The 23,878-nt window shown below is 32.7% G+C and carries 23 protein-coding genes; 10 read left to right on the forward strand and 13 right to left on the reverse strand.

Features of this window, described 5'->3' with window-relative positions; genetic code table 11:
- Positions 1 to 8 precede the first annotated feature (8 nt).
- Genes D1869_RS13015 through D1869_RS13025 form a run of 3 tightly spaced genes read left to right on the forward strand, consistent with a single transcriptional unit; the run spans position 9 to position 1,891 of the window.
- Positions 9 to 464 (forward strand): hypothetical protein, encoded by a 456-nt coding sequence (locus tag D1869_RS13015; RefSeq protein ID WP_156015473.1) that lies wholly within the window; start codon positions 9 to 11, stop codon positions 462 to 464.
- Positions 465 to 476: 12 nt separating this feature from the next.
- Entirely contained in the window at positions 477 to 1,346 is an 870-nt protein-coding gene (locus tag D1869_RS13020; RefSeq protein WP_156015474.1) for a mechanosensitive ion channel domain-containing protein, read from the forward strand.
- Complete coding sequence (locus D1869_RS13025; RefSeq protein ID WP_156015476.1) at positions 1,343 to 1,891, forward strand: ADP-ribose-binding protein; 549 nt, start codon at positions 1,343 to 1,345, stop codon at positions 1,889 to 1,891. The genes D1869_RS13020 and D1869_RS13025 overlap by 4 nt, the downstream gene beginning before the upstream one ends.
- A 9-nt stretch (positions 1,892 to 1,900) precedes the next feature.
- Here D1869_RS13025 and D1869_RS13030 read toward each other — a convergent pair whose 3' ends face one another.
- The 9 genes from D1869_RS13030 to D1869_RS13070 form a co-directional block, all read right to left on the reverse strand.
- On the reverse strand, positions 1,901 to 2,977 hold the full coding sequence (locus D1869_RS13030) for a hypothetical protein (protein WP_156015477.1): 1,077 nt from the start codon (positions 2,975 to 2,977) through the stop codon (positions 1,901 to 1,903).
- 186 nt (positions 2,978 to 3,163) lie between these two features.
- Positions 3,164 to 4,081 (reverse strand): tetratricopeptide repeat protein, encoded by a 918-nt coding sequence (locus tag D1869_RS13035; protein ID WP_156015478.1) that lies wholly within the window; start codon positions 4,079 to 4,081, stop codon positions 3,164 to 3,166.
- Positions 4,060 to 5,118, reverse strand: a complete 1,059-nt coding sequence (locus tag D1869_RS13040) for a glycosyltransferase family 4 protein (protein WP_156015480.1) — start codon at positions 5,116 to 5,118, stop codon at positions 4,060 to 4,062. The genes D1869_RS13035 and D1869_RS13040 overlap by 22 nt, the downstream gene beginning before the upstream one ends.
- A gap of 126 nt (positions 5,119 to 5,244) precedes the next feature.
- Positions 5,245 to 5,637 (reverse strand): hypothetical protein, encoded by a 393-nt coding sequence (locus D1869_RS13045; RefSeq protein WP_156015481.1) that lies wholly within the window; start codon positions 5,635 to 5,637, stop codon positions 5,245 to 5,247.
- Between the two features lie 56 nt (positions 5,638 to 5,693).
- Positions 5,694 to 6,107, reverse strand: a complete 414-nt coding sequence (locus tag D1869_RS13050; protein ID WP_156015483.1) for a MarR family winged helix-turn-helix transcriptional regulator — start codon at positions 6,105 to 6,107, stop codon at positions 5,694 to 5,696.
- A 156-nt stretch (positions 6,108 to 6,263) separates the two neighbouring features.
- Positions 6,264 to 7,025, reverse strand: coding sequence for a hypothetical protein (locus D1869_RS13055; RefSeq protein WP_156015485.1), 762 nt, complete (start codon positions 7,023 to 7,025; stop codon positions 6,264 to 6,266).
- Positions 7,022 to 7,804, reverse strand: coding sequence for a hypothetical protein (locus tag D1869_RS13060; RefSeq protein ID WP_221267161.1), 783 nt, complete (start codon positions 7,802 to 7,804; stop codon positions 7,022 to 7,024). The genes D1869_RS13055 and D1869_RS13060 overlap by 4 nt, the downstream gene beginning before the upstream one ends.
- A 32-nt stretch (positions 7,805 to 7,836) precedes the next feature.
- Positions 7,837 to 11,238: a molybdopterin dinucleotide binding domain-containing protein gene (locus D1869_RS13065; protein ID WP_156015489.1), complete on the reverse strand. Its 3,402-nt coding sequence runs from the start codon at positions 11,236 to 11,238 to the stop codon at positions 7,837 to 7,839.
- A complete protein-coding gene (locus tag D1869_RS13070; protein ID WP_156015490.1) occupies positions 11,235 to 11,888 on the reverse strand; it encodes an arsenate reductase (azurin) small subunit in 654 nt (217 codons plus the stop codon). The genes D1869_RS13065 and D1869_RS13070 overlap by 4 nt, the downstream gene beginning before the upstream one ends.
- A gap of 294 nt (positions 11,889 to 12,182) precedes the next feature.
- Between D1869_RS13070 and D1869_RS13075 the strand changes: the two genes are divergently transcribed.
- A complete protein-coding gene (locus D1869_RS13075; RefSeq protein ID WP_156015491.1) occupies positions 12,183 to 12,863 on the forward strand; it encodes a sulfocyanin in 681 nt (226 codons plus the stop codon).
- A gap of 1,081 nt (positions 12,864 to 13,944) precedes the next feature.
- On the opposite strand, the gene D1869_RS13080 is transcribed toward D1869_RS13075, so the two are convergent.
- Complete coding sequence (locus D1869_RS13080; RefSeq protein ID WP_231113629.1) at positions 13,945 to 14,619, reverse strand: sulfocyanin; 675 nt, start codon at positions 14,617 to 14,619, stop codon at positions 13,945 to 13,947.
- Positions 14,620 to 14,792: 173 nt separating this feature from the next.
- Here D1869_RS13080 and D1869_RS13085 point away from each other — a divergent pair, with 173 nt between their 5' ends.
- The 4 genes from D1869_RS13085 (at position 14,793) to D1869_RS13100 (ending at position 17,812) form a co-directional block, all read left to right on the forward strand.
- On the forward strand, positions 14,793 to 14,927 hold the full coding sequence (locus tag D1869_RS13085; protein WP_184651053.1) for an LPXTG cell wall anchor domain-containing protein: 135 nt from the start codon (positions 14,793 to 14,795) through the stop codon (positions 14,925 to 14,927).
- 133 nt (positions 14,928 to 15,060) lie between these two features.
- Positions 15,061 to 15,600, forward strand: a complete 540-nt coding sequence (gene soxA / locus D1869_RS13090) for a proton pump complex quinol oxidase subunit SoxA (RefSeq protein WP_156015495.1) — start codon at positions 15,061 to 15,063, stop codon at positions 15,598 to 15,600.
- 1 nt (position 15,601) lies between these two features.
- Positions 15,602 to 17,176 carry a proton pump complex quinol oxidase subunit SoxB gene (gene soxB / locus D1869_RS13095; RefSeq protein WP_156015497.1) on the forward strand — a complete coding sequence of 525 codons (1,575 nt, stop codon included), beginning with the start codon at positions 15,602 to 15,604 and terminating at the stop codon, positions 17,174 to 17,176.
- 75 nt (positions 17,177 to 17,251) lie between these two features.
- Complete coding sequence (locus D1869_RS13100) at positions 17,252 to 17,812, forward strand: DUF1404 domain-containing protein (protein WP_156015499.1); 561 nt, start codon at positions 17,252 to 17,254, stop codon at positions 17,810 to 17,812.
- A gap of 177 nt (positions 17,813 to 17,989) precedes the next feature.
- On the opposite strand, the gene D1869_RS13105 is transcribed toward D1869_RS13100, so the two are convergent.
- The 3 genes from D1869_RS13105 to D1869_RS13115 are packed head-to-tail and all read right to left on the reverse strand — an operon-like array spanning position 17,990 to position 20,667.
- Positions 17,990 to 18,361: a NifB/NifX family molybdenum-iron cluster-binding protein gene (locus D1869_RS13105; RefSeq protein WP_156015501.1), complete on the reverse strand. Its 372-nt coding sequence runs from the start codon at positions 18,359 to 18,361 to the stop codon at positions 17,990 to 17,992.
- Positions 18,358 to 19,443: a hypothetical protein gene (locus D1869_RS13110; protein ID WP_156015503.1), complete on the reverse strand. Its 1,086-nt coding sequence runs from the start codon at positions 19,441 to 19,443 to the stop codon at positions 18,358 to 18,360. The genes D1869_RS13105 and D1869_RS13110 overlap by 4 nt, the downstream gene beginning before the upstream one ends.
- A gap of 48 nt (positions 19,444 to 19,491) precedes the next feature.
- Positions 19,492 to 20,667 (reverse strand): MFS transporter, encoded by a 1,176-nt coding sequence (locus tag D1869_RS13115; RefSeq protein WP_156015504.1) that lies wholly within the window; start codon positions 20,665 to 20,667, stop codon positions 19,492 to 19,494.
- A gap of 160 nt (positions 20,668 to 20,827) precedes the next feature.
- On the opposite strand from D1869_RS13115, the gene D1869_RS13120 reads away from it, so the two are divergent.
- Both D1869_RS13120 and D1869_RS13125 read left to right on the forward strand, forming a co-directional pair.
- Complete coding sequence (locus D1869_RS13120) at positions 20,828 to 22,417, forward strand: B12-binding domain-containing radical SAM protein (protein ID WP_156015506.1); 1,590 nt, start codon at positions 20,828 to 20,830, stop codon at positions 22,415 to 22,417.
- Positions 22,418 to 22,479: 62 nt separating this feature from the next.
- On the forward strand, positions 22,480 to 23,859 hold the full coding sequence (locus tag D1869_RS13125; RefSeq protein ID WP_156015507.1) for an outer membrane protein assembly factor BamB family protein: 1,380 nt from the start codon (positions 22,480 to 22,482) through the stop codon (positions 23,857 to 23,859).
- Positions 23,860 to 23,878: the final 19 nt, after the last annotated feature.

Genomic DNA, 23,878 nt, shown 5'->3' on the forward strand with positions numbered 1-23,878 from the left:
TTAGCCTAATGGCAGAAAAAATAACGACCTATTACTCTTATGTTCTTGCTTTAACGATAATTCTTCTATTATTTGGATTAGCTTTAGGGCCTTTAGCACCAATTGACGAACCTACTTATTTCCCTGGTTATGATCTACAAATACCAGTTGGATTAAGTTTCTCTGGTTTCATCCTACTTATTATCTTCATAATATCAGTAATACTGTTTTGGGGATCAAAAAATATCTTTCTGAATGTTCTAATAGATGCATCATCATTATCATTCTCCATTGTAAATTATATAAACTTCTATCTAGTTTACGTAATATGGAAACCAGTAATGTATCTCCTCCCCTTTTTCTTTTACATAAGGTATGATGGAGTCTCAACTTTAGTTTTCGACTTTGGTCAAATAGCCTTAATAATTTTCTTTTATCGTTTATATAAAAATATAAAAACAAGAAGGACTTATAAATCTGTATAATAATTTCTTTTTATGAGCTACAGGCTTCAAGTAGTTAAAATACTATTGATTATCTTAATACTAGCAATTTTAGACTTCGTTGTAACTTATTTGGTTCAACTCCTTACAGAAGCTTATCCTAAACAACTTTTACCTTATGAGCCGGCAATAATAACTGGTATCCATGTGATAATAGTAGCAGTAGGTGGTTATTACATTATAAAATTCATACAAGGAATTTTATCAATAACAGTTTACGCTAAGATCGAAAAAGGAATGGCAGGGATGATAAAATTCGCATCAGATGTAGTATTTTATACTCTTTTAGTCTTAGCAATATTAGTTGTACTTCACGTAAATTTAACTGGAGTTTTGGTAGGTAGTGCAGTAGGCGGTATAGTAATTGGTTTAGCTGTGCAAACTATTGCCCAGAACTTATTATCTGGTGTTCTTGTAACCTCAAGTAAAACAATAAAACCTGGAGATTCGGTATCTTTACTTTCATGGATATGGGGAAATCCAATTATAGGGGAAGTAACAAAAGTATCCTTGCTTTTCACTGAAATAAAGAGTATTACTGGTAATATCTTTAAAATACCTAACTCGGCTTTTCTAGGAAATACCGTTTTTCAGAAATTAGAATCTGAAAATTCACTTGTATATCCGCTACAAGTTATAGTTAATGCAGATGTGTCAGCGGATAAAGTTCTTGAAAGAGTTAAAGATATATTAAAGGATAAAATTAAGGATGAGACAAAGGTTGAAGTGTACTTCACTTCTAAAAATGGAGGAACTAACGTATTTACTGCTGTTATTCATTTCCAAAAAATAGATGAACTTCGAGGGTTAATAGATTTGGTTAATTCTGCATTCGATAAAGCTTATTGGAGTGCTAAGTCATGATAGTTAAAATTATTAAAGGAGATATAACTGAAGTTGAAGCTGAAGCTATAGTTAATGCTGCAAATTCCTATTTAGAACATGGTGGAGGAGTAGCTAGAGCCATTGTAGAAAAAGGAGGTTATATAATTCAAAAAGAAAGTAGAGAGTATGTAAGGAAATATGGACCAGTACCAACTGATGGAGTCGCTGTTACCTCTGCAGGAAAATTAAAAGCAAAATATGTAATTCATGCAGTAGGCCCAAGATATGGAATAGAAGGGGAGGAGAAATTAGAAGAGGCTATAAGAAATGCACTTAGAAAAGCTGAGGAATTAAAGTTATCTAGTATAGCTCTTCCAGCAATTTCTACTGGTATATATGGTTATCCATATGAAATATGCGCAGAGAAAATGGTAAAAGTAATTAAAGAAGAGTATACGAACTTTAAATATCTAAATACTATAATAGTTTCCCTTTACTCAGAGGAAGCATATAATATTTTTGTCGAAATTTTTAAGAGAGAATTAGCTAAAGAAAAAAGTATTACCTTGAAAATGTCTCCTTAAAATCAAAAACTATGCAAATTTAAAGTAAGGGAAAATTCCTTCAGTAACTCTAAGTCTCGGTGTAATGATGTTTTTCCCTTTTCTTATACATATGAAATTAATTCGTATTATTGCTGGGATTGTAAAGAGTAATAGTAGAGCAAATAATATTGCTAATAATGATGCGTAAATACTTGGAAGTAATGGTGATAGAATAAACAGTGCAGTAGCTATAGCATAACCTATTAACCATGTTAAGACTTCTAGTATAGTAACTTTTACAGAATCTTTTAGATCCTTTATCCTCACCTTATCCACTCCTAAAGCTGTTAATGCTTCTGAAATTCCGTAAAACATTGCACCGTAGGGTATAATGGTGTTTAGTGAAATTAGAGAGAAGCCTAGTAGTGCTAGAGATAACCCATTTCTTATCTTACTCAAGAAAAGTGCCATTAGAATTCCTATAGATTCTCCAATTGCATAAACTATCGGTATGAGTTTCAAAGGCATACTCACATAGAGGTATGGGAGGGAGATAGAGAGAGGAAGAATTGTAAGTATAATAAAGGATAAATTATTACTTCTTTCATCATCATAACTCCCTCCCATACCCCTAATATCAACGTTAATTAACGGTAATGCTGTTAAAGCCATTATTACTCCAGCTATTAAGAATATACTTCTAATCCCTAGGGTTAAAACTACACTATCATCAAAGAAAGGTATTATTATTGCTGGTAACATTGATATTGCCCATATTTTTGCAACTTCATCATTCATTAATAGATAAAAAATCGGTACTGAAACCCAATACGTACTATAAAGTATTAGAGATATAATAGCCGATAATGCATTATTAGACATTGAAAGTAAAATTAATCCTATACCAGAAATTATTAAAGATACTATTGTAATTTCCTTTACTCTTTTTGTGAATAATGGAATTATTGAATAAATTAATCCTACTAGAGAAGATACTATATATAAGAATCCTATAAAATCTTCTTTAACAATATTCTTTAAAAATACTGTAAGGTATGGTGAATAAAGATAATACGCTAATCCCCACAAAGTCCACGAAATCACTACAGATTTTATTGAACGCAATCCTCATCACCTCAGTATTCCTCATTTCCCCTTCCTTATATAATATATATTAATAAATGTATAAAAATTTTTTCCTTTAAAATAGTCGTGGTAAGTAAATATGCAATATATATAATATTAAAATCAAAATATTGCCAATATCATAATTTTTTGATAATGATAAATTTCGCAATCTAAATAAAAGAATTATAGATTTTTTCTTATAAATTCTTCATAATACATAACAGCTTTTCTCAAATTTTCTAATTCGTTTTCCTTCTTAGATAGCTCTACATAAGCTCTAGCGAGGAACAAGTATTCTTTCTCCTTTTCAGCTATAGAAATTGCTTGCTTTAAGAAATCAATAACACCAGTCCTTTTATATAACTCATTTAGGAGCCTTATTTTATCCTGAGGACTACCTTCATTAGATTCCTCTAACTTCTGTAGTGCCTCATAAAGTAATTCTGATTTATAGAATGAGAGTTTATACAATGCTCTAGCTTCGCCTTTTACATCTTTTAGTTCTCTAAAAATTTCTAAAGCCCTTTCAATCTTGTCCTTATCATCATATGAAAGTAAAGCCTCAGCTAGAAGCCTTTTATTATGAATCAGTTCAGCGTAATTCACAGCTTTATCTAAATAATCTTTTCTTCCGCTATTTCTTCCTAGGTAAATATAAGCAACTATTAAATCTTCAGTTGGTTCATCAAAGCTTTCAAGTATAGCTCTTGCTTCTTCAACATGCTTTATATCACCCATGCTTAAACATACTTTTGCTAACAATCTTTGGGCATGGGTTTTTAGAGGAGTATTTACTAACTCCCTAAGTATTTCGTAAGCTCTAGTATAGTCTTTATCTTTGAAAAGTGCCAGTGCTAGGTTAAAATTTATAACATATCTATCTTCATTACTTTTTGCTTTTCTTAAGGCTTTTTCAAAATACTCAATGGCTTTCTTTGTATCCCCCTTTTCTAAGTACACCAAACCTAACTGATTTAGAGAGTGTAAATCTTGCCTTCCTTCTAAAAGTTTTATAACCTCATCTAACTTACTGGGATCTTTTGTCTTTTTGTATTCCTCAAATATTTGTTTAGCCCTCTCTATGACTCGGCTATCCTCCATATATATTTATAATATTCATCAGCAGTTTTATTCCAATCGTATTTTAAAGAGCTCTCATAACTACGTTTTGACAAATATTTCATTACATTTTCATCCTCCAAGATGTAATTTAGTTTTTCTGTGAACATATCTATATTTTTATACTCAACTAGAAAACCATTCACCCCATCTTCAATGATTTCTGGAAGAGATCCAGTAGAATATGCAACTGCTGGTGTTCCACAAGAGTTAGCTTCAACTATTGTCATTCCCCAACCTTCAATAAAGGAAGTTGAAATAACAGCCCAAGCTTGCTGATATAGTTTTATTTTTTGACTCTCATTTACTTTTCCAAGAAAAATTATATTTTTTTGACCAGATATAGCTCTTTTCACGTTTTCCTCTAAATCTCCTCCACCAGCAATGTAAAGTATAGCTTTATTATTTTTCACTTTCTTAAAGATTTTTACTGCATCTAAGGGATTTTTATAGTTTTTAAGCCTGCCAATCCACAAGACTGTAGGAGTTGGTGATTTTTCTCCGGGCTTATATATTTCATGGTCAATTCCGTTATATATTACAGTAATTTTACTCTCATCAATTCTAAATCTCTTAATTAATTCGTATTTGGTAGTATTTGAAACAGAAATTATATAAGGATAATTTCTAATGGTTTTTTCTAATTGTCTAACTATAAATGCTAAGAAAGGATTAAGTTCGTATTTAACAACATCCTGATGAACGTGATGCACTAATGCTATAGACTTTTTATTTACTATATAAGAAAAGAAAGGTACTGCATGTGCAACACTATCAATTACTACATCATAACCTCTTTTTGCGTAAGATAAAGAGTGGAAATGAAGGGTATATTTATTTCCCGCATGTAAAAACTTAATTCCATCAAGTTCATCATTAAAATTTCCCGCATTTTCACTTAACCAAGTTATATCAAAACCCTTTTTTACTAATCTTCTGCTAACCTCGTAAATTACCCTTTCAGCACCTCCAGCTTGAGGATGAAAAATATCTCTATGATTAGTGATTAATAATTTCACGAAAAATAAATGAAAATTGAACTTAAAAAAATTTTCTAAAAAGAGCCGAAGGGGGACAAAGGGTTCTCATTGAGCCCTGATGGGCACTTGAACCCCGCGGCTATAAAAAATTGGAATTTGTCTTTTTTAACTTTTATCAAATCTCCAGAGCAGAAATGATACAATAATTAGTAATACATCTAGTATCCAGCTTTCTATAACATAAATGTTAACTGGTAGCACTTTTCCAATAAATAATGCTGGTGCTGTTCTAGTTTCAGTCAATAATACAAAATCAATAAGGTAGAATATGAATGCTGGTAGATATAAACTTCTCATACCCAAAATAAATGATACTGCTGCAACTATTGCTAAAGATGCTGTAAAGGCAAAGAAGGTAGAATATATCTCAGTTGCTAGCATATCTTTAGGAAAGACTACGTGTGCTGCCAAGACGAAATGGACTCCTGCCCAAAATGCAGATCCTAGCAGGCCTATCCATCGTAGTGCCTGTATTCCAGCTCCTATTTTGCTTGCCATGAGTGAAGTTTAGGTGATATTTAAAAATAATTTTTCCCAAAAGTCCGGGGAAAAATTTAAATAGTTTCGTCTTTTTCTGCTTCATTAATTAATATCTCAAAAAATTCGACTACACAAGAAGGATCTTTAATTTTACTTAATAAGGATACAATTAACTCCTTATATTTGCCTCTTACATCTTCTAATATTTTTAAACCTGCATCTGTAATCTTAACAATTACAACTCTTCTATCTTGAGTATCTCTTTCTCTGATAATAAATCCTTTTTTCTCTAGCTTATCTAATACTTCGACCATAGTAGACTTATTTACGTCAGCAAAATTTGCTAAAGAAGTAACATTTTTCTCCCCATTCTTTAAAAAGTAAAGGACTTGTACCTCAGTATATGATAAACCAAATTTTTCAGCCTCTTTCTGTAAGAGCCTACGAAATTTCTTATTACCCTTAAGCACTATTTCCCATGGTTCCAAATTAAGACACCTTATTTCAAATTGAAAATATTGAGTATAAGACTATTAAAACTGTTGACCCATTAAAAATAGGATTAGAGGTATAAATCATTTTCTAGTCATAAACTAAAAATCTTCGTGCAATAAATTTCTATCTTATTTTTATTATAGTTATTTCTATGATGGATTTTCTTTTCTAATTTCACATTTACTACTCTCAAGTTTATTTACGACTTTGTTTAGATCTTTTAAATTAAATAGAAGAATTAGTACTGAACTTATCGGTAACCCGTACCACACAAATCCGAAATAAATTGAGGAGGCGAGAATAGGTAAAACAGAAGAAATAACACCAATATCTAGGGAAACAAAATAAATAATTAAGCTAGGTAGGGAAAGACAACAACTAGTTCCAGATACTACACCTAGGGTTGGAATGGCAATTAATGCAGTACTTCTTTTATATGCATTTAATAAGTTCTTTAATTTAAGAATTTTTTCAATGTTAGCTCCAATAAGCAAAGCTAACAATATTCCTATAAAAGTAGTAAAGGGAAAGATTCCCATCTCGTAGCCAGCAATTATAATTCCTATTGCTGGACTATTTGCTATCCAATATAAAAAATACTGAATTGGAGGTGTAATCGAAGCATCAACATATATACTATATATAGGTAAATATATGAAAGCTCCTAAAATAATATAATAGAAGAAACCATATAGAAGTAAGTGAAACAAAAGATATAAAGAAAATGAAATCCAGTATCCTCTTCCCTTCTTTATATTCCACGTAAGGTCAAAGAATTTCTTTGGAATTAACAACCATAAACCTAACCAGAACGTTAAAGTTATTGTAGAACCTAAAAGCAGATAATGAAAAGATACAAAGTAGCCGATAAGAGAAAATAAGCAAAGAAAAATTCCTATAACTCTTTTCATAACTTATTATTTTTATTTTGGGGTAATATTTTTATTCTCATTTCTTTTGGAGGTCTAGGAATCAGACTTCTAAAATGAATTGCTAAACCAGTCGCAGTTATCGGAGGTAACAAAATATAAGCTAAAAATAACGCAGTATTTCCTAAAGGTAAGAAAAACAATACATTTGCAGCTGGAATAACAGTAGCTAATAGTATCGGTAATGATATACAACAACTTCCACCAGCAATTACTCCTAAAATCGGTAACAAGAGAATAATCTTTAACTTTATTACCTTACTTAATTCTAAAACCCTAACTATTGTTACTGTAACGACAGAACCTATTAAGAATCCCAAGACTATAGAATATAGAGATAACTCTATATAATAATTTGGAGGAAATCCTATCGCAACTGTTGGGTTAAAGATAATGTTGATAAATGCCGTGTAAAATGAGGGAGGATAAAAAGGCGTAATCGAGAGGGATATAAATGGAGTATTAACGTAAAATAGTATTCCGTAAAAACCAGTTAATAATCTCTCTAATGCAATACTATAAACAAAATAGTGAACAGATAAATAAGCTACTAAGATGCTAAGTGAAAATTTGTTTAAATGTTTACGTAAATAAGTAAAAATATTACTCATAGGACCTTTCATCAAAAAGATAAGAAGCGATAGCCAAAAGATTAAGTTTCCTAAAATCACATAAATTTCGTAATTTGGTGATAGCGGAGAAATATAAACTAACAAAAATCCTAGTATAAGGCTAGATAAATAGTAAAAAGATTTTACCATGATACTCACTTCTAAAAACAAAATTAAAAAATTTAGCTTGACGATGATGATGGTACATTAAACTGTACTGGTGCAAAAGTAATCTGCTGTACTAGATCTTGTGGTAAAGTTCCTATTTTTACAATGTTAGCCCAAGCCCATTTAACCATTTGATTATCCGTAACTGGGTCTACTGTAGGTGAAGTTAACTGATTAGCACCTGGACTTGTTGGATATGCCATTGCTATAAACACTTGTCCTGGAGCTACAGTATTAGATATCCAAGCAACACCAGTAATTGATCCCCAATCGTTATATACCAACAGTAAATCACCATTATTCCATCCCTCGTTCATAGCATCTTGCTGGCTTACGGCAATTATTGGGAATGGTACCCTTCTATATATTTCGCTTACTTGGAAATCTGTCCACCCAGACTGGAAGATTATATTCCATCTTCCGTTATTAACCCAGTACTTATATTTCTGTTGTAATTGTGCAGCATATCCAAACACTCCTACATATGGCATTGGGAATGGATTGAGACCGTCTATGACATATTGCATTAGTGTATTGTAATCATATCCAAACATGGATTGTAAGTCATTAATATTAATATATTTAACCTCTCTAGTAATTAAAGGAAGTTGCGTATTCCCTACAGTTACTGATTGATTTGGATTAACAGTAACAGCTTCAGCTCTAAATTGCCCATTTATCGCTCCTTGTATACCTGGCTCAGCGTAGTTAACTAATCCCCATAATGTAAAGCTTCCATCTGGATTAGTTGTCTTTCCTAATATCGTTAACTGTACTCCAATGGTTCTGGTTGCTTTCAAATCACTAAGAGACATTTGAGACCAGCCTGGAGCCCAATGTGGTACAAGATATCCATAAGGCCATGAGGAGAAGTTTGTTGGACCATTAGCTACATAGTAATCCCATATATCACTATAAATGTTAAACCAGTTGTAGTCATAATAGAATTCAGAGAATTCTGGTATTAATGATAATGGCTGAGAATTCTGCATCATATTATTCTTTAATGAAGTCCATATCTGATTGAACGCTTGATATATTCTCTGTGCTTGTGGTGAACTACCCATTCCGTTTTGTTCAAGCAATTGATATAATCTATATGCAATCATAGCATATATCCATACATCTGGCATTGCCATTCCTGGTGGCGAATGGAAAGGTTCATCTAATCTTAATCTTCTATCATGTCCGTTCCACCTAATCTCATAAGTCTCTCCATGATTTGCTGCAGAAGGCAGTATTATATGGGCTGCACTTTCTAATAATCCATTTTGATTCAATATAATATCATTACCTACAATGAACAATGCACCAGGCTGTTTATTACTACCACTTAAGCATGATATTACTGCTTGAGCATATGTATCTGGATCTGGAAATTGTGGAATAGTCGAACTTACAGCACTAGTATTATAATACGGTGAGGAAGATATAATTGATGAAGTAGAACCACTAGGTACGCCTGCTGATAATGTGTTTTCAACACATTCTTGTAATAATTTAGATCTATGATTTATTGTCTGTGCTAACTTTCCTCCAGCCATTGTTAACTTATACGGAACAGCTGTGAATACCCAGAGCACTTTACCATATCCACTGTAGATTAGATAGTCAATAACTGGATTATACTGATAAATTTGTGGTACTAAACTACTAGTATATTGAGAGTAGAAATTCTTTACGAATTCGGCTATATTTGGTCCATTAACTGTCATACCTTGTTTCTGCAATTGTTGTGGAACATATTGACTCATTTGTATCCATAACATTCTACCTTGATTTAATGATAGGCCGATTTGAGGATACCATGGTGGTGGTGGAGGTAATGGAAAAGCTGCACCTCTTTGATGTCCAAATCCAGTTGACATTCCACAACCTGGTCTACCAGATAAAGCTCCAATAATTATAGCTAGGTTAGCTAATGAATAAATTGGAGTATAGTTACCTGACCATATTATTCCTTTCTCAAATTCTATTACAACTCTCTTATAATAGTTTTGTCCGTTACTCCCAACTTTGGGTTTAGCTAACATATCACCCATCATTTGGATTATATTCTGAGGAACACCAGTAATTTGTTCAGCCTCCGATAACCAGTCACTTAGACTCTTAGATTGCAAGTATTCTAAGTAGTATTGATAATTAGTGTTATTAAAAGTAAAGGCATTATTACTATTCTTTTGAGCCTGTTGATACATATTTATAAAGTTCTGAACCGTTGTACTTCCATAAGTGTAATAAATGTATGCAGCAACAGCATTTATTAATTCAGTATCGGTACCAGGATTAACTTGAACGACTAACACTTGTGGTAATCCTTCTTGAGATTTACCCACATTACACGTTCCATTCATAGCTTGTTCTACTGTGCATCCTACTGCAGCTGCAACAGCGTGAGCAGTTTCAGAAGGCCTTGCTTCTACTACAATTGCCATTCCAGGTGGTGTAGGTTCACCAGGCTCAAACCATTGCTGTTTTCTACTTACTGTAGCTCCTCTTAAGTTATCAAATATATGTTGAATTAAGTTAACCGTAGAAGTCACATATTCGTTAATACCCCACATTACCATTACGTCAGTAATACTAATATCTAACATACTAGAGGTGTCTGTTCCTTTACCATTAGTCGCTTCCATTAATGCATCTTCTGTCAATGAAAAAGCTACTTGATAGTGGAATCTAACAAAGGGTGTAGCTAAACCCATATGTAAAAATAATCCAGGCATTAAATTACCGAATACTCCTCCTCCTTCTCCTCCACCATGATCAGCTCTTATAGCCATTACCTCAGTAGCTGCTGGTCCTACCGGGTAGTCGGTAGTCTCATTAGTTAGATAATAGTAAAGGATTTGGGCAATTGCCTCAATTACATAACTCCATCCTACAGCTTGTAAAGTCCCATTCCATCTTATTAAAGGAGTTTTTATTCTTGTCTCATAAACTCTAAAACCAGATGCTACGTCATTAAATGGACTCCATATTCTCTGCGCATTTCTTCCTCCTCTAGTCGAATAGTTTCCCTCATTTACTGGACATTCGGCACTTGGTACTTCTAATATATAAACCTCTTCCCATGTTTGAGTATTTGGATTATATCTTATAGTTTTGCTTACCATTCCTTCTCCTATCCATGGAGTACCAGAATTTGCTGAAAGTGCTGGCAAAACACTAGTATAATCAGCTTGATAGTTTTGTAAGTTTCTATTAAATACTTTATCTACCATGTTATATACTATAGCATTCTGTCCTGCTGAGGGTCCACCCTCTTGTCCTACTGGGAATACAAAAACATCATATCCACAACCAACATTACAGAACCTACATGTAACAGAATATCTTTCTGCAGTTACTGGTGGTAAAGGTACCTTATTATTCGGAACAGCAGTATATTGAACAGATGAGGAAGAACTACTCATGAATTACCACCTCCAGACATTTGGGCTAAACCTTGTAAAGCCGTATTATATGTACCATATACAAGTCTATTAAAACCTAAAGCATAAATATCTCCAGTAGACTCATCATATTCTAGAATTAATTGTGGTAAAAACTGATTTGGATGACCAACAACTTGCATTCCACCTCTAGTAGCATCATATTGGCTGAAATGTTCTGGACATAATAGGCAGTTATTTGAAGGATCATAAACTAAAATGTAGCCCATATGTGCACATGAAGCTGAGAATCCTACAATATCATTGTTAGGTCCAACTCCATTTTCAGAGGGTACTCCAGTCTTTATAATATAAACTAGATATCCCATATACATAGTAGTAACATATTGCCCAGGTGAAGTAAGTTGTGATATATTAGCAACTTTTTGTTTAACATACCCTACTTGCTGAGGTACCTGTGTAGGTACTGTTGTAGTTGTTGTACTTACCTGAGTTACAGTACTAACTTCCTTCTCTACTGTTACTTGAGGTTGGACAACTTTAGTAGTCCTCGGAAATGCGTATCCACCAATAACTATACCAGCTGCAATACCAGCAACAGCCGCTGCTCCACCAATAATAACTGCACGTCTATTAGGGTCTACGTTATCTTTCTTCTTCCCTTCTGCCATCTTCATTACACCCTATTGTCATTAACAATTTAAAATAATATATTTAAAAAACTTAACTCTCGAAAATATATATATGACTGAGTAAACATATTTTTGTAACTGAAAAATATTTTAATTTAATATAACTAAATTTTATTATAATGAAACAAAGTTTAAAGCTCTGAAAGTTTTATATCGTAGATGTTTATTTACTTTTTATTATAATAATTTAAATAAGATCAAAGTATTTATGTAAAGATATAAGTTTTATTAATGAAAAATCTTTTAATCTGCTATTTAAAACTATTAACTAACATGGCGTCAAATACACCTATAGTAATAGCAATAGTAATAGCTATAATTCTAGTAGGAGTTGCTGCATATTATATTGCTACAAGATCTTCAACTACAGTGACTACAACACTACCACCAACGACAGTATCTACAGTAACCACTTCTACTTCTACTACAGTATCTTCTACTACCACTTCTACTTCTACAACTACCACTTCAACAACTTCTACTACAACAACAACTTCGTCCTTACCTCCTGGTGCTATTGCCTTGCCTTATGATGCTAGTAATCATACTGTATTCTTATATTTAGCTGCCTTGTCTACTGGTAACACTTTCAATTTTAATGGAACTTCTTTTGGAAAACTACACGTCTACATACCAGCTGGTTGGACTGTAATAGTTTATTTCACCAACGAACAAAGTGGTCTACCACACAACCTCTTGATAGTACAAAATGACACAGCAACACCAAATAGCTCAGATGTAGGAAACGATGGAAAAATACTACTATATGTAGGAACAACACCAAGCTCCTACACTGCAAATGGATTAATAAGCGGACAATCAGCTAGTGGATCAATAACACTACAACCAGGATACTACTGGTTCTGCTGTGGAATAGCAGGACATGCAGTAGCGGGCATGTGGGGAGTAATAATAGTCTCATCCTCAATAACAGTGCCATATGCAACAACATAAATTGAAAGAGGTAAGTTACTATTTTCACTACTCAAAGTTGAAAAGACTTTTTTATTTTATTGCCTATAAGTAAATTATATCTTCTATTTTCTAATTTATTGATAAAATTAGTTTTTTAAGTGCTATTTTTATATATTATGATCTCTAACTTAATAACGATATATAGACATGGCACTTTTTGGCCTAGTTTCAAAACCCAAATAACTTCTCTTAATGAAGATTATTCAAATAAACCTAAATTTAAGGTGCTAACTCAAGAAGATGTGAGGATAAATAACCTATATATAGGCAAGATCTTGCCCTTTAAAATCTCAGAAAGTATAACTTATCAAATAATACGCTTATTAGTAACCTTAATAGGACTTTAAAATAGAGATAATTAGATACTAATCTATGATGAGGAAATATAAAGTCTTATAAGCTTATTACTATCCATGGTCTACATAGTCTCCCTCCTAAGGTTGCAAACTTAGGTCTATTAAAGCCATGGTATGAGGTGCCTACTCATAAAAATCCTAATTTGGAGTTTCTTGTCAAACAATTAGTGAGTATTATAAATTGGGAACTCATAAAACTCTAAAAAGCCTAGCCCTTCTTTAAGTTTAAGCCTTAATGAAAGAATAATAATAACATAATATTACAAATAACTTTCGAATTTCATGACTGCATGAGAACAGAACCTATCCTTATTTCATGATTTAGGAGAAACCTCACTGGAAACATATATTTCCTACACTGATTACCTTATTCTATCTATCTCATATCAAATTATACCCAGTCACAGTTTAAAGAGAAACAATAAGTCTTCAGGTTAAACATATGTATATAGAAGAAGGGCAAAATCTTTTTTATGTTGTGATTTACAGAAAAGACCTAGAAATATGAAAAACAAAAACATTAGTTTAGAAAACATTTACATGTGAGAGTTTTAAAGTCTTTGTATTAGTAGCCTAATTTACCTTATTCTGATATTTTTATAAATAAATTTCAAAATCTGCTGACTGTTTAAGAATAGTCTTGTCTCAGTGTAAGAATATACTTTATTAATTTTTAAGTTAATAAATAAAAAAGAATATATTTCTTATGTTGTTGCATATGGCACTGTTATTGAGGATGAGACTATTATTACTCCCCACATGCCCGCTACTGCATGTCCTGCTATTCCACAGCAGAACCAGTAGTATCCTGGTTGTAGTGTTATTGATCCACTAGCTGATTGTCCGCTTATTAATCCATTTGCAGTGTAGGAGCTTGGTGTTGTTCCTACATATAGTAGTATTTTTCCATCGTTTCCTACATCTGAGCTATTTGGTGTTGCTGTGTCATTTTGTACTATCAAGAGGTTGTGTGGTAGACCACTTTGTTCGTTGGTGAAATAAACTATTACAGTCCAACCAGCTGGTATGTAGACGTGTAGTTTTCCAAAAGAAGTTCCATTAAAATTGAAAGTGTTACCAGTAGACAAGGCAGCTAAATATAAGAATACAGTATGATTACTAGCATCATAAGGCAAGGCAATAGCACCAGGAGGTAAGGACGAAGTTGTTGTTGTAGTAGAAGTTGTTGAAGTGGTAGTTGTAGAAGTAGAAGTGGTAGTTGTTGTTGTAGTTAGTATTATTGCTGCATGTGACTTAGGTAATGGGTAAGTTACCATAGCGAAATTATATGCAATAAACCCTGCCATGATTGCTGTGCCAGCGAAAATTATAATTAGTAATGCTACTCCTAGCTTATTCATAGCTATCTCAATTCCCAACTTTAAAAAAGTAGTATTTATTTTTATCTATTTTTACCAAAAGCTCAATTAAGTTTTTATTTTCATATATATTGGTTTGGTTTTTTATTAAAATATAAGATTTATGAAGAAAAAGTAGTAAAATTTATAAATTATTATTCATTTTAATTAGTTGATCAGTTATGTTATTCATCATGGCTTCAACTATCGCACCTCCGTCTAGTATTCCTTTTGAAGATGCGTTTGGTTTTCTACTTGCTGGTCTAGCTATAATTGCTGGTGTAGTCTTTTACTTATTAATAAGGAAAAAGATAGTAAATATTTTTTGAGCTGAGTATAGTTTGCTTCTTTTTTTATATTTTTAGTTAAATGAATTATATTATTTAAAAGTAATATCATTCAATATCATTTATACTAAGAAAAACTTTTAAACCAATATATGTATTTAAATTTTGAAGTAAGATGAGTGAGCATAAAAGAGATTGGGAGAAAATATGGTTTATAGTAATGTTGATTCTGGTTGCTGCTTTTACTGGTTATAGTTATTTTAGCGTCATAAATGGTTCTGCTGCAACTTATAGATATGGTTTACCATTGGGAAGTGGTGTCCCTAAACCATTGCCTAACGGAACTATAGTAATTTATATGCTAGGTGTACAATGGGCTTGGGAGCCTATGAATGCTACTGAAATAATTTATTTGCCTAACGGGACCATGGAGAATATAAGTGTAACTTCTACAGTTATAACTTATGTTAATGGTTTTCCAGCTATTAAAGTTGAACCAGGGCAACCAATACTATTAATTCTTTATAGTAATAATGTAATGCACGCCTTCTATCTTAGACTACCTCATGGACCACAGAATTGGAATATTGTACCGGGTGTTAACAGTTATGCTTTCTTTTATGCTCCAATGACTCCTGGTAATTACACGTTCCATTGTGCAGAGTATTGTGGTATTGGTCATTCTTACATGTATGGTTATTTGTGGGTGATGTAAGATGGTGAAGTTATATCCTAAAACAAGTTTAGGTATGGCTTTAGTATATATTTCTGGAGCAATATCATGGCTTATTGTAATGGGAATTGCTGCTTTATGGTTTAGGACAATTTTATTAAATCCTCATACGAATCCTACCGTGGGATATGCTATTTCTCCACTTTATTACTTCTTAGTTACTCTTCACGGAATGTCTGCGATGTACATAATTGTTGAAGATCTAGCACTAGGAATATTTGCTTATGCATTGTATAAGAGTGGAATGTCTGTAGTTCATTTCAGAACACTTACTGCCTTATTCTGGGTTTTAAATTTAGCACCTATAGTAACTTTTGCTGGAGGTCCAATAACTGGTTGGTATATGTATCCTCCTTTAGCGTTGCAAACTCAATCATGGCTTAACTATCACACAGATGCATTAATAGGAATGGCATACTTCTTCCTATTCATAAATTCTGTAGCTGCTATATTAGCGTCATTGTTCATGTTTATTGACGCTATAAAGACAAGACCAAAAGAGGGTAAAATACCAATCTTTGCCTCTTATGCTATGATGTTTGCCGGTGCTCTAATCTTCTTAACAGAACCAGCATTAGCTGCTGGAGAATTATGGTATACATTATACTTCTGGGCTAATGTTCCAGTTAACCCATTAACGTGGGTAGTTTTATTCTGGTTCTTTGGCCATCCAGTAGTTTATTATGTACCATTTACAGTATTTGGCGGTTTATATGCATTAATTCCGCAGTATGCTGGAAGGCCATTATATAGTGAAAGGTGGGCTAGGTGGAACATAATTTTGCTGTTTACTTTTAGTATGTTAGCCTGGGTTCATCACTTACAAACATTCCCATTACCAGTGTATATAAGAGCATTTATTACACCAACTACATTAATCTTAGCCGCAGGATCTGGTTTAACAGTATTGAATTTAGCTTTAACAATATTTTACAGTCCAACTGGATATAACTATAAGGATCCAGTAGGTTTTGCTGCCCTAATAGCATACATAGGTTTTATATTAGCTGGGTTACAAGCATTGATTCTTCCAATAAATATAACTAATGTAATTGTCCACAACACTTATTATGTAGTTGGGCATTTCCATTTGATGATTTGGACAATAATTATAGTTGGTAGTGTAGCAATAATCCTAGATATGTTAAGAAATCAAGTAGGTGCTAAATTAGACTTCTCTTCGTTAGGTAGAGGGTTCTTATTTGCAGGTCTATCTATGTGGACTGTTGGTGCACTCTTGACTGGCTATACAATGAGTTATGCTGGCTATTTAGGGTTAATAAGGAGATGGGACGCATATCCGATTAAGTTCTTGCCATTTATGGATGTTATGACTTATGGTGCTATGATTATGGGATTGAGTTTTGTGTTTATTGCACTACCAATTGTTTTAACAATGATTAGAGTGGGAATCCCAATATTCTGGACCCCAACTACTGGTGTTGCAGCATCTCCTGGAATAACAATGAATACTCAGCCACCTAGTTCTGGAACACCTTCAATTACTAAAGAAGTAAGTGCAAGTGATATGAATAATAAGGTAACAAAGTTAAAATAAATTGATCTTTTTTTTCTTTTAATCTGCTTTTCTTTTGAAAGTAAATTTTTAAATCCTCTAACCCAAAATATTTTTATGATAAAGTATTCAGGCATGAGAAACTGGAAAGACTTGGTAGTTCCTACAGTATTTATTTTGGCTTTTGTTAACCCTTACGTCGAGTCCTTACAATACTACAATCCATTAGTTTATATGTTAGATCATTATGCATTATACGCTGCTGGTGTACTAGTAGGTTATAAATTCTTTAAAGGTTCTATAATATCATTTATTCTTGGTATTATTCCAGCCGGATTCTGGCATATTCCATTATTTTTTGCATTAGGAGCTGCTTTTCCATTATATAGAGGTTTATCAGAAGCAACACTATTTTTAGGCGGTATTCTTGCGGGTTCTTATATTCCTAAAATGTCATTAACATTTAAGATAGGTGCGTTAGGAATCTATATGTTTGCAGATTCTTTACTTAGTATATTCTTTGTTTTAGGTTATCCTCAGTATTCTAATGTGGACTTTAAGTTCTTAGCATGGGGTAATGGTATACTTCCATTTGTAGGGGTTGAAATGTTTATTGTTATGAATATTGTACTGGTTTATTCGCTTTATAAACTATTAAAAAATATTTCCCTTTTTTAAAAGTTGATATACTCTTTTTTTGATCTATGAAGTAGGTAATAGCTATCGTATATAATTGAGCGAAAGAATTATATTAGACTTTTTTCTAATCTAGGTTCCGTATAGTTCGATTTATTGACTTTAAATTTACGATAGTACTAGTTCTAATTTAGATAAATAAGTTCCGAATTTAGTGTATTAACCTTCTCCTTTTATTCTTTCTAATATGGCTTGGAAACTTGAATATATTATTTCTTTTATGCTAACTTCCCTTAATTCGGGCGAATCTAAAGTGTCATGAACATTCGAAATCAGAATATTTATGTTCGCTTTTTTAAGTATCATATATGAAGGATAACACAATGATCCATGCGGTGCTATAACTTTGTCTGCTTTCAACTTTACACATTCTTTAGCTACACTTGGTCTTTTTGCTTTTGAATGAAGGGCTGGATTATCTTCTTTATAAATTATTTCTTTAGTGTTTTCATCTAAGAGTATTAGGTATCTAGCCTTAGAAAACTCTTCTAACGTTTTTAGATCGTCTAGTACAGTTGTACACGTAATCATTTTTCACAAGACTCCTTTATTTTTCTATTTCCAGTTATTATAATAACTTCGTGTTCCTTATCTAGATTTTTCAGTAATTGTATAATTCTATCGATCTCTTCCTCTACTAAATACTCCTCTGGGTATTCTATCACTATAAGAGCTTTTCCTTTAATTGTAGAAAGCTCAGCATCTATTAAGGCTAAGGACTTCACCGAAGGGGGAGCTTTGTATATACTTTCATTACTCCAATACAGTATTCCATTTTCGTTTTTAACGCCAGCTGAAAATAGGGATTTGAAGTTTTTTATTCCTTCTTTCACTCTTTGTATCGCAAAGATACATTTATCTGAAAACAGTTGAACTATTTCCTCATCAGATAATGCTGATTCAGATGCATTAAGTAATAATGCTCTGTTACTTGGTATGTAAATAAAGTCTTTTATTCCAGTTTTTATCTCAAACTCTTCTCTTTCTCTTAGTAATACGGGTTCTATCATACTTTCTATTAAGTTTTCCCCTATTTCGTCTAGCTGTGACTGTGAAATTAAGGACTTTTGGTTAACTTCCCTAGCTGTTACCTGAAGAAGTTTATTTATTTCTTCCTCATTCACGTTCTTAGAAACTCCCTTATTTTCTATCTTAAGAGAGAGATCGAGAGTTGCTGTCAGTTTTTTATTTTCAATTTTTAGTCTTGCTTTTAATTCAAAATTCTTAATTCCTGTAAGTTGAAAAAGATCAATAGTTACGCTTGACTCTATATTTTCATTAAAATTAGTTTGAGTCTCTATTTTTACGGGCTGTCGTAATGATATTTCACTATTTTTCCATAATAACGGTAATGAGGTATTTATTTTGTTAATAAGAGATGGTAAAGCATAATTGGGATTAATCATTCTAAAATTGAGCTCTCTCATAATAGAGGATAATTCAAAAATTGTAAAGTAAAGATCTCTGAGTTTTTCTGAGTTCTCTCTCTGCAATTTGAAATTTAAGTCAAATGCTAGCTTCTTTTTGTAGTTCGAAAATCCAATAGGATCTAGTATGTAATATTGTTTAATTTCATCTGTTAAATCCTTATATCCATAAATAACTCTACACATAATATATTAACCAGTTTCGTTATATAAAAATTAATTTTAATAAATTTTTTAACTACTTGTAGCTTTCCTTTTTTCCTTTAATAGCCTATAATAGATGTACCCTCCAATTGCTTGTAATATACCACCACTTAATTCTGGTAATGGTATCCATGTTTCTAAAAGATAACCACTTAATCCACTACTTAATTGTGCTATTCTAGTTGATATTCCTTGAAGGCTTGTAGCTGTTCCATAATCCTCTTCTGATACACCTCTAACATTTATTGCTGTCCTATTTGGTGCTCCAATACCAGCATTTAGTCCCCTTAATGCATAAAGTGCTGAAGCTAAATAAAACCATGGTGAGAACGCAATTCCGATTAAAAGTACTCCGTTCAAAACTCTAGTTATAGACGCAATCTTGAGTGTATCAAACTTTATTCTAGTTGCTAAAAATGAACCTATGGAAGTTAATGCATAAGAGAATGTGAAGACTAAGCCTATTTCAAAATCATTTGCGTGATAAGCTATCTTGAACCATAGTGGTAGAAGTGGTATTGCTAATCCTATCCCAGCACCGGTTACTGCATTAGATGCTATTACCCTTAAAATATAATTAAGGCTAGATTTTTTCATTATCTTAGTAGTCTTTTTAGGTCTTTGAGCTTCTTCTACAAAAACTAATGATATAACAGATACAAATAGAAGCAAAGAAGAGATACCGAATATAAATCTATAATCTTCTAAGGATGAAAAAGGTAAGAATTGCTTTATAGATATTAAAAGACTTCCTATAATACTCGCAGCAGATGCGGCAGAGCTAATTAATCCAAGTCTTTTTACCCTTTCTTTTTCGTCTCTCCAATTAGAGGCAATCAATGCAGAGATTCCTGGGCTCCACATTCCTCTTAATCCACCAGAAGCACCTCCACCTATTCCAGTAATAATCAGCAGAGGTATGATTAGCTTTACGCTAGTTACAACAGCTAATAATGCAGTTCCAATAAGGGGAAGTAGATCACCAATTATTAAGCTTTTTTTATAACCTATTCTATCACCAAGCATTCCAAGTCCGAAAGATAATGATGCATAAAATCCTACAACTCCAAAAACTATTAACCCAATTGTTACTGGAGATAAACCTAAAAGTGAGAGGTACAAAGGTATTGATAAACTTACGTAAATTAAACTTATACTTCTTGTAACTCTAGAAATTAAAAGAAATTTAAAAGTTCTATCAGTCATATATACCTAATTATTGATATTCCTTTTTTGTCATAAATTTCTTTTTATAAATTAGGATACAAATGACACTAAACAACATATTTTCAACATGATAATTTGAACTTTTAGTAATTCTTTCAAAGAAAGGTTTATTTGGATCCGAACAAAACATATATATTTGATGAAGAGAGAGTGGGATGTCATTTTAACCGCAGATAGAGGTTCGTTTACTGATTATGGAGGCTCTAGTGTATTAGGTTATGTAGCTTGTATGCCATATAGGCTAGTACCTAGGTTCTTTATGGATAGATTCTTTACACCTCCAATTAAAGTTGATAAAGACGGCAAAGCTATATATGCACCTTATGCCCTAAGAAAGGTTGAAGCGTCTTTACTCTCTCATGGTTTTAATGTAGCAGTAATTCCACCAGACTATTTAGAAAAATCTGTAAGTGAAAAAACTAAAGTTTTGGGTTTAACTGTTCATGACCCGTTTGGTTTAAACCCAGTATCATTCAAACTCTCTATGCTTTTTGGCGGAGGTGCAACATGGACTGCCAAGTTCTTTGAAGAACTTGGGGAAGAAGTCAAAAAGTTAAAGGCTAAGTATAATTTTAAGGTAATTGTTGGTGGGCCAGGAGCTTGGGAGTTACTTAATAAAAAGCCTGAGTGGATAGATAACATCTTTATTGGTGAGGCCGAAGTTACATTACCAGAAGTTGTAAAGAAGCTAATGGATGGTGAAGAAGTCCCTACAATTGTTAAGGGTAAGGATCCTAAGGTTGACCAAATACCCCCAATAGTTAATCCAGCAAGACTTGGGGAGGTTCAAATAACTAGAGGTTGTCCTAGAGGTTGTCAGTTTTGTTCTATAACTCCAGAGACTTTTAGGTCTATGCCTCTTGATGTAATTAAGAAAGAAGTTGAGGTTAATATGAAGGGTGGATGGAATAGGGTTGAATTTATTACTGATGATGTAATGCTTTATGGCTCTCAAAAGTTAAGGACTAATCATGACGCTATCGTTAGGCTTTTTACTGAAGTTATGAGTATGGGTGTTGATGGTATATGGTGGCCTCATATTTCTGCTCCAGCAGTTAGGGAAAGTCCTAAGACTGTTAAGGCAATGGCTGAGATTGCGAGGTATAGTTTTGATAGGGCTGTAGCACCTGTAGTGGGATTAGAGACTGGTAGTGTAAAGATTATGGAAAAATATATGAGGGCAAAGGCTTTTCCGTGGACTCCTAAAGAATGGGCTGATGTTATAATTGATGCCACTGCTATTATGAATGATAACTATATATTTCCGTGCTACACTATGACCATCGGTTACCCGGAAGAAACCGATGAAGATGTCCAACAATCTATTAATCTTGTTCAGAAAATAATTGACCATGGATTCATAGCCTGGGTTTTTCCATTACCAGTAATTCCTATGGCTACTACAAGAATAAGAGATAATCCTTTTCCCTTCATGGAAAGATTACCTTCAAAATATTGGGATTTACTTTACATTAGCTGGAAGTATAATTTCAAAATTACTAGACAATTAATTCCTATATTAACAAGTGGGATAAAGAGTAATATAGTTAAAAGGATTGTGAAAATAATGATTGATAGAGTCTTTGACTCCATAGATCAAATATTTTATGAATTAAAGGAAACTAAGGGTAAAAAGTCAATGGAGTTTTCAAGTATTAACTTAAACAACACTATTGGTGTTTTAAAATCTATATATTGGTTAACTAGGTTAGCTTTCAAAAATCAATAAAATATCAAGATATTTCTCTTTTTTTCAAAAAGTTTATTAACTTACTCTCCTTCTAACTTATAATGAATAAATATCAGATATTTTCCGTTGTTATCGGGGTAATGCTTATTTTATCTTCCTCATTTTTCATAGTAATACATCAAATTCATAAAGAACCTTCCGTTGGTATTCATAGTATAACGACAACTCTTGTAAATAATATGAACCCAACTCCTAACATTACAATACCTAAAATTATACAATCAATACCAGAGAACACCAAAGGATATTTTGGTAATACTATAATGTTTGAGGGTAATCCACAACACGTTTATTTTACACCCGTCACAACTGGATACTTTTTAATTAATGTTTCTGGTGCAATAATTGTTCCTCCTTCTATATATAATGATTTACTCTTTGTTACAACTTCTGGACCTATGAATATGTCTTCTAGGAGTTTACCTTATGATATCGGCTGTGTTTATGCTATAAATATCACTGACGGTGAAATTGTCTGGAGTGATAAATTTCCAAATCAGATTATGACCCAACCTATTACTGTCAACGGCATTCTTATTGTAGGTTTAGGAAACAACCAGTTTGTTAATTCTACTTTAAGGGGTACCGGAACTAATATGATAGTAGCCTTAAATTCATCTAATGGTAAAATCCTATGGAATTATACTACACTAGGAGAAGATATGCCGACTCCAGTTTATTATAAGGGAACGATAATTGAGGCCAATGGTAACGGAGAAGTTTTTGCGTTAAATTTAACTAACGGTGAATTGATATGGAGTGATTATATAGGTTCTTACGTGAGTATGAGTTCTCCGTTACTTATTAATAGCGTAATTTATTTTGGTTCTGCTCATCCTTATATTTTCTGGGCTATAGACGCTGAAAACGGTAAGATCTTATGGTATGATAATTTTTCTGAGAACTTCTCTAGTCTAGGTGGTTTAGATGATTCTTCACCAGCATATGCTAACGGTATTGTTGTAACTTCTTTAGCTATTCATTTTCAAAATAATACAATGGAGGAGGCATTAGTCGCTATGAACGCCTATAGTGGTAAAGTCATTTGGTGGTTAAATGAGGGTATAGCTCCCTTGCCTCCTAATCTTGAATCGCCACCACCAGTAATTTATCATGGCATTGTTTTTCATGATTCGCCAGTAGGGGTTTTATATGCTGTTAACTTAACAGATGGTAAAGTATTATGGAATTTTACTACTGGTTTTACTACTAGTAATGTTGACATAGTTAAAGGAAGAGTTTTAATACAGAATCAGCAAGGTATACTTTTTGTACTTTCTATTGAAGGAAAGTTAATAAAGAAGATTTTAACTCCAGTAATGCCAGGTCCGGGTAATATACTAGTTACATTAAATTCAGTAATTTTAGTTGGGGTTAACGGAGTAATTGACTCAATTCCTATTCAATCAATTATGTATTAATTTAACTATTCAAGGAAAT

The sequence above is a fragment of the Sulfurisphaera ohwakuensis genome (genome assembly GCF_009729055.1).
GTDB lineage: Archaea > Thermoproteota > Thermoprotei_A > Sulfolobales > Sulfolobaceae > Sulfurisphaera > Sulfurisphaera ohwakuensis.